The 7,664-nt window shown below is 71.2% G+C and carries 4 protein-coding genes and 1 pseudogene; all 5 read left to right on the forward strand.

Features of this window, described 5'->3' with window-relative positions:
- Positions 1–53 precede the first annotated feature (53 nt).
- The gene (locus tag HV824_RS24765; protein ID WP_176424386.1) at positions 54–2,234 is read left to right on the forward strand and encodes a hypothetical protein; all 2,181 of its coding nucleotides are present in this window, start codon (positions 54–56) and stop codon (positions 2,232–2,234) included.
- A gap of 79 nt (positions 2,235–2,313) precedes the next feature.
- Positions 2,314–4,236 carry a HEAT repeat domain-containing protein gene (locus HV824_RS24770; RefSeq protein WP_176424387.1) on the forward strand — a complete coding sequence of 641 codons (1,923 nt, stop codon included), beginning with the start codon at positions 2,314–2,316 and terminating at the stop codon, positions 4,234–4,236.
- Positions 4,237–4,276: 40 nt separating this feature from the next.
- Positions 4,277–6,058, forward strand: a complete 1,782-nt coding sequence (locus HV824_RS24775) for a hypothetical protein (protein WP_176424388.1) — start codon at positions 4,277–4,279, stop codon at positions 6,056–6,058.
- A 53-nt stretch (positions 6,059–6,111) separates the two neighbouring features.
- Complete coding sequence (locus HV824_RS24780) at positions 6,112–6,843, forward strand: hypothetical protein (RefSeq protein ID WP_368670939.1); 732 nt, start codon at positions 6,112–6,114, stop codon at positions 6,841–6,843.
- Between the two features lie 229 nt (positions 6,844–7,072).
- Positions 7,073–7,664 (forward strand): annotated as a pseudogene (locus HV824_RS24785) (mechanosensitive ion channel family protein); the annotation flags it as partial.

The following is a 7,664-nucleotide window of genomic DNA, read 5'->3' on the forward strand; positions in this document are numbered from 1 at the left end:
CCCCCGGCAGGGCCGAGCCCGGAGCCGGTCCGTCAACAAGGACGACGCGCTACATGAATCAGCGGAAACACACGAAACAGCTACGCCGCCAGCTTCGCTGGGCGGGCCTGTCGGCGACGGTGCTGGCCGCGCCGGCCAGCTTCGCGCAGGACTGCCCCAAGCCCTCGTTGCAGCAGTGCATGGACGTCGACTACCGCGCCAGCAGCTGCGGCAGCGTCCACGACGCGTACTGCCAGGGGGAAGTGGAGCAGCAGTGGAAGGCCGGCTGGGAGGTCTCTCCCAAGCGCCAGGCGCTGCTGCCCGAGGAGATGGGCGGTGAGGTGGCCACGGTGGCCTACAAGGGCCACGTCCCGAAGCGCACGCGCTTCCAGGGCATGGACCAGAGCCTGATGGGGCAGGTGCTCAAGGGGCAGATTCTCTACCGCAAGAACCTGGAGAACCTGACGAAGGACGAGCAGGCCTACCTGGCGCGGATTCAAGGCTGGGAGAAGGACGGCGCCCAGGTGACGTCCTGCCAGGAGTTCGTCGACGAGAAGTACCTGGACTTCAGCCGCTTCGAGCGGGAGGCGGGGCGCTTCGGCGACGACGACCGCGCCTTCTTCAAGGCGGCCTACGGCAAGGACGGCATCGCCAACCGCGTCCTCTACAGCCGGGACCAGGAGAAGCTGGCCCCCATCTGGGACGGCGCGCGCACGGCGAAGAACGCGTACTTCCGCTTCACGCCGGGCCCCTACCCGAAGGGCACCGAGGCCTACGTCTTCAAGTCCGAGGCGGCGAAGCTGGCCAACAACGTGGAGGCGCGCAACTGGGTCGCCCCCTCGGACGCGTGGCACAAGGAGCAGGCCGAGAAGTTCAACAACGTCCCGGATGACCTGCTCAACCACCACCAGGTGGAGCAGGAGTCCTTCACCGCGCTGCTGCGGCAGCGCGAGGCCGTCTACGCGGAGTGGGCGGTGGCTTCGAAGCTGCTCCGCGCGCGCGACCACAAGACGGAGGAGCTGGACAAGCAGACCGCGGAGCGGCTGTTCGGGTTGGACAAGGCCATCGAGGAGTCGCTGGTCAAGGCGCAGAAGGACGGCTGCCTCGACGCCCAGGGCGCCACGGTGTGCGACTGGAGCCCCCGCCGGTACAAGACGATGCTGGAGGCCGCCATGGCCCCGCGCCGCGAGGTCGACCTGCAGGCCTGCGTCTTCCTGACCGGTAACGACTTCGGTCCGGAGAGCTTCGTGCGCAACGCGGACAAGCTCAAGTTGAAGGGCCTGGACAAGAAGGACTACACGAGCTCCTCGTCGCTGCTGACGCAGTACATCGCCGTCTACGGCGCGCACATCCGCGACCTGCTGGTGCCGTTGACCCCGTCCACGGGCGCGGTGCGGCACGGCGGTGAGTCCAGCGACAGCGGCTACGCGGGCGGCGACACCTTCGGCGGTGGCTACGACTACGTGGCAGGCTGGGAGTACATCCAGCCGGGCTCGAGCCTGCGCAACAAGACGCTGGGCGCCTGGTGCGACAGCGACGTGCGGCTCTACGGCGAGTTCAACGCCTACGCGAACGTGTTCGGCTCCACGCGGCACGAGGTGGCGCACTTGAGCGGCGAGGCCGGCACGGAGGGCAACGGCATCCGCCTCAAGCTGGACGCGCGGGTGATGGGCACCTCCCTCTACAGCCACGACCAGCACTACCCGCTGCGCGTCACCTTCTATGAAGGCAGGCCCGTCTTCAAGAGCGACGCGGCGAAGGCCTCCGCGACCTTCGTCGTCGTGGTGGTCCCCGTCACCGTGCAGGGCGGCCTGTCCGCGGAGGCGGGCGTGAAGCTGAACATCGGCGGCGCCGTCAACCGCAACTGCGCCGAGGACCTGCTGGGCGTGGACCTGTACGGCACCATCACCCCGTTCGCCGCGGTCAAGGGCTTCGCGTCCGTGGGCATCGGCGTTCCGGGCCTCCAGGTGGGCGTGCGGGGTGAGCTGCTCATCACCCGCGTCAACGTGCCGCTCTACGGCGACATCGGCCTCTACCTGAGCTCGCCCGTGCACCCGACGAACCCGAACACGCTGTTCCTCCGGGCGTCGTCGAAGCTGGACATCGAGCTGCGCTTCCTGGACGGCAGCATCAAGCTCTTCGGTGAGCTGGCCTTCCTGAAGGGCGAGACGACCATCGTGAGCTGGAACGGCTTCGGCAACAGCTGGAACATCTACAACGAGACCCGGTCGCTGCCGCTGGTCCGCGTCTACTAGTCCGCGTCACCCCCTGGCCGCCGCGGCGTGTCCATCCGCCGCCGCGGCGGCCTCTCTCCCCACCTGTCTGGAGTCCTTCATGCGTCGCTCGAGGCTCGCCGTCCGCACGGCCGCGCTGACCACCACCCTGCTGCTCGCGGGCGCGGTGCCCGTCTGGAACTACTTCTCCCCCGCCGCGCCTCAGGCGATGGCGGCCGACGCGCCCGTCAGCGCCTCCCGGCTGCCGCTCTTCCGGTGGACCGTGGGCGAGGAGCGCACCTACCACTTCGCCTGGAACGACCTGCAGCGCGTGGCGCTCCCCGTTCCGCAGCAGGGGGAGTCGCACCAGACGATGGACGGCACGCTGAGTCTGGACGGTGAGCTGACGCTCCAGGCGCTGGAGGTCCGCGCGAATGGCGCGCGCGTGCGGCTGGCGTTGAAGCGTTTGGACCGGCACGACGCGACGCTCTCCGGCCAGGCGCTCTTCCCCGACGTCGCGGCCGTGCAGGCGCACCTGCCCCAGACGGCGTCGGCGTGGCTGGAGCTGGATGCCCGGGGCGCGCTCGTGGCCGTCCGGTTCTCCGACGCGGAGCCGCCCATGTTCCGCCAGGTCGCGCAGACGCTGGCGGCGGAGCTGTTCCCCACCCAGCTCCGCGACGACGCCGAGTGGAGCGCCGTCGAGTCCACGCAGACGGGCGAGGTGGAGGCGCGCTTCCAGTTCGACGGCGAGGGCACGCGCCTGACGCGCCGCCGCGCGCGCTACCAGTCCCTGCGGGCCGCCGCCACGGCGCCGGCCTTCCGGCAGACGCTGAGCTCCCTCACGCACTTCGACCGGGACCCGGAGGGGTTCCTGGCCGCCGTGTCCCACGACGAAATCCTGGACGCCACGCACACCGATGGCCGGCCGCTGATGTCGCGGCGCCTCCGGGTGCGCCTGACGTTCTCCTCGCGCCAGCAGAAGCCGCTGCCGCCCGCCACGGAGGACAAGCTCATTGTCCGCGCGCCGTCCCAGGTGGCCTTCGAGGGCGACGAGGCGCTGGCGCTGACGACCAGCCAGGCGGACGGCATGACGGTGGACGCGGCGCTCCAGGTGCTCGCGTCCGCCACCGACCCCGGCGCCATCCCCGAGCTGGGCTCCTTCGCGCGGCGGGCCATCGCCGCGCTCCAGCTGGAGCCCCACCGGGCCGGTGAGCTGGGACAGCTCTTCCGCCAGCAGGGCAAGTCGCCTGCGATGCGCGAGCTGCTGCTGGACCTGCTGGCCGGCGCGGGGCACGCGGAGGCCCAGGCCACGCTGCGCGAGCTGATTGTCTCCGCGGAGGCCCGCGAGCACGCTGGCGCGCACGGGCTGATGGTGCAGCGCGCCGGACTGCTCCGCGAGCCGGAGCCCGAGACGGGCCGGCTGCTGTCGCGGATGAACGCGGAGGCCCGGAGCGCCGGTGACGTCGCCACCGAGCGCGCGTCCGCCTACGCGCTGGGCGCCGTCGTCTCGCGCCTGCCCGCGGGCAGCCCGGAGGCGGCCGAGTTCCTGCGCCCGCTGGAGGACGCCCTGGCCCGCGCGGACGACGCAGCGTCGCGGGAGCACTCCCTGCGCGCGCTGGGCAACAGCGGCGCCCAGCGCGTCATGGACCTGGCCTCGCCCCACCTGCGTGACACGGCGCCCGGCGTGCGCTCCGCCGCCGCGGAGGCCCTGCGCACCGCGCCCCAGGAGGCCGCCACGCGCATGCTGCTGGACGCGCTCATGTCCGAGCCGGAGCGCGCCGTGCAGGGCGCGCTGCTGGACGCGCTCAACGCCCGCGCCCTGGGCGCGCCCGAGCTGGAGCGCCTGAGCGGCTGGGTCGTGGCCGGGCTGCTCGCGCCGGGCGCCGAGGCCGCGCTGCTCAACGTCCTCACCCCTCGCATGGATGACAGCGCCGCCGTCCTCCGGATGCTCCAGGCCCTCTCCGTCCGCCCGGGGCAGCAGCCCGCCACCCGGGCCCGCGTCATGGCGCTGATGGCCCAGGCCTCCGCCAGCCGCGGCGGCTGAGCCCCTTCGCTTCAACCCACCCACCGCAGTCGAGGTCCTCATGAAACGCAGTCTCAACGGGCTGTTGCCCCTGGCCCTGCTTGGCTTCTTCCTGGCGCAGGCCGCCCACGCGGACGTCGTGGACGACGTGCGGCGCGGCACGAACATCCGGCTCAACGCCGCGCGCATCCGCGTGAAGGGCAATGACTACGCCACCGGCTACTGGCTGCTGCCGAAGGCGGCCAACACGCTGAACCTCAACGTGCCGGCGCGGCAGTTCGGTCTCAACTCGGACCTGGTGCTGCACATGTCTGGCTCGCGCTCCGGGAATGTCATCACCTGGACCTTCGATGACACCCTGCCGAGCCGCTACAACCTGGGGGACTCCACCTACGTGACGCGGGTGCGGGGGACGCTGAAGGCCTACGCCCGCCAGGTGCGCGGCGCGGATGACCCCTACTGCGACAGCGCCGCCTGCCCCCACAACGTGGAGCTGACCCTGGCGCCCGGCTCCTGGGCGAAGGTGAGCGGCTACAAGACCATCGTCTTCGACTTCGACTTCACGGAGGACGTCCAGGTGAAGCAGTTCGTCGCCTACGGCGGCGTGCCGCGGCCCCGGCTGTCGTCCATGGTCGTCGTCACGCCCTCCAGCCGTTGCCCCTCCAGGGGGTACAGCGAGCTGTCCGGCGACGTGTGGCTCAGCAGCCCCGCGCCCACCGGCGGCATCCTGGTGGACCTGATGAGCGTGGACGCGAGCGTGGGCGTGCTGCCCGTGCGCGTCCCCGAGGCCCAGCGCACCGCGCGCTTCACGCTGCGCCTGCCGCCTCATTGGACGGGGCCCACCGTCATCTACGGCGCGTCGGGCGGCGTGCGCAAGAGCGTGAAGGTGCGCGTGCGCTCGTGCTTGGTGTACTTCCCTGTCTTCGCGCACTGGCGCTTCCTTGATTCGCTCTACGTCCCCGTCCACCTGCTCAACGATGGGGCGGTGATTGCCCGGTACAAGGACGCGGAGTCGAAGTCGGAGGTCCTGCTGACGGGCAAGGGCGACACGTACTGGCTCAACGAGGTGCTCGGCGCGGAGCAGGTGCGCGTGGCGGGCGTCAACTCGACAGGGGACATCTTCGGCACGGCCTACAACGCCAAGGGCCCCAACGCGTTCCTGCTCCGCTCGGAGGACGTGAAGGCGGGCGCGGAGCAGTGGCTGGAGGGCTGGGAGGCCGTGACGGCCAACGCGCACGGCACGCTGCTGGTGCGGGACCCGAACGACGGCAAGGGCCTCTACCGCGTGGACGAGGTGGGGCCCGCCCCGCACCCCGGCCTGGCGGAGCTGCAGCCCAGCCGCGTCCTCTTCAACGCGCTGGGGGAGGTGGCGGTGACGCTGGAGACGGAGAAGGGGCCCCGCGCCGCGCGCGTCTACGGCAAGGACGTGAAGGTGCTGCTGGACAGCGAGTCCGAGGTCACCGCGCTGAACGACGTGGGCGAGTTCGCGGGCACCGGGCTCGATTCGAACAAGCGCCTCCGTCCCTTCATCTGGTCGCGGCAGCAGGAGGGGGCCCGGTGGCTGTCCGTGCCCAAGGGCGTCGTGTCCGCGAAGGCCGTGGCCATCAACGACGGAGGCTGGGTGCTGGGCACCGCCACCGCCGAGGACGGCAAGACGCAGGTGCCCTTCCTCGCCTCGCCCGACGGGGAGACGGCCACGCCGCTGGAGGCGATGCTGCCGGAGGAGCTGAAGAAGGCCGGCTACCGCGTCCTGAGCGCGCTCGCGCTCGCCGATGACTTCAGCGTGCTGGTGCAGGCCCAGGATGAGCAGGGCCAGCGCGTCCACCTGGTGCTGAGCCCGTGAGCCGTGTCCCGGCCAGCGTGACTTCCATGCTTCCACAAACAAGGACCTTCCTCGTGAAATCGAACCTCTCCCTCATCCGAGGGCTGATGATGGTGTTCATGGCCATCCTGGCGGGCTGCGGCGGCTGCCAGAGCAGCTCCTCGTCGTGCTCCCCCAGCCAGTATGGAACCAACGGCTGTGCCTGCAGGACGGACTCCGCCAGCTGCAACGCCGGGCTGGTCTGCCGCAGCGGCAACTGTGAGCCGTGTGGCGGCGAAGGCGGCGCGTGCTGCGTCAGCGCGGGCACCACGTCCTGCAGCGGCACGTTGACGTGTGTGATGGAGGCCGCGGGCGAGCGCTGCCGCAACTGCGGCGAGGTGGGCGAGGCGTGCTGCGTCTCGTCGGGAAACAGCCAGTTCTGCCGCGCGAACGCCGTGTGTGTCAGCGGGAGCTGCCAGTCCGTGGCGGCGCACACCTGTGACCCGGACGGCACCGTGTACAGCGTGGGCATCCAGGACACGAACCTGTGCGCCCGGCGCGTGGTGGAGGTCCGCGCGAGCTCGCCCGCGAACGCGCTGCAGTGTGCCGCCGCCAGCGGGATGCTGGCGGCGGATGAGACTGTCTATGACCTCCCCAACACCCCCATCACCGACTACGAGCTGTGCCTGGAGTCGGAGAGCCAGGGGCGGCGCACCACGAGTGTGCAGGCGTTCGAGGACTACAACGCGCTTCGCTGCGCGCGTTGGACGCGGTGTGGCGCCAGCGACCCGTGCACCAGCGTGACGCACGGGGCCTGCACGCCCTGAGGCAGGCAGGGGGGGACGGATGCGGGGCGGAGCGCTCGGAGGGGGACGCTCCGCCCCGTGTCATGTCACGAGGCGCCTCGCCATGGCGCCCAGCCGGGCCGAGCGCGTCCGCTCGTCCGCCCGACAGGCACTCCGCCGTGACGCGGCGTGACGCGGACCCTGGACAGCCCGTGTCGTTCGTGATTGTTGGGAGTCAAATCATCTCCCTTCCGCCTTTGAAGGAAACGACATGCGCCGTCGCCTTGCCCTGCTCCTGATGTTGCTGCTGCCCCTGCCGGGGTTCGCGCTGAACGGAGGGCTGGGCGAGCCCCCAGCGGATGTGGACCGGCGCACGCCCATGGCGACGGCGGCGGGCTTCCTGGACGCGGCGCACGCGCGGGACGCGGCGCGCGCGCCCCACTACCTGTCGCTGTCCCACCTGCCGCCGGAGCAGCAGGCGGAAGAGGGGCTGCGGCTGGCGCGGCGGCTGGTGTTCGTGCTGGACCGGATGCTGTGGCTGGACTTCTCGAACATCAGCCAGAAGCCGGAGGGGGACCCGGCCGACCCCGTCTACGACTCGCTGGGACAGATTCCGCTGCCGCGCGGCTCAGTGGACATCCGCCTGCAGCGCGTGGAGAGCCCGGAGGGGCCCGTCTGGGTGGTGAGCGAGGACACGGTGCGCGCCATCGACACGCTCTTCACGGTGTACGGCTCGCCGGTGCTGGAGAAGCTGCCGCCGCTGCTCTTCGTGCGGCCGGTGTGGGTGCTGGAGCTGTGGCAGTGGCTGGGCCTGGGGCTGCTGCTGGTGGCCGCGTGGCTGGCGGGCCGGCTGGGGGAGGTGG

It is taken from the genome of Myxococcus sp. AM009, assembly GCF_013372605.1.
Taxonomy (GTDB): domain Bacteria; phylum Myxococcota; class Myxococcia; order Myxococcales; family Myxococcaceae; genus Myxococcus; species Myxococcus vastator.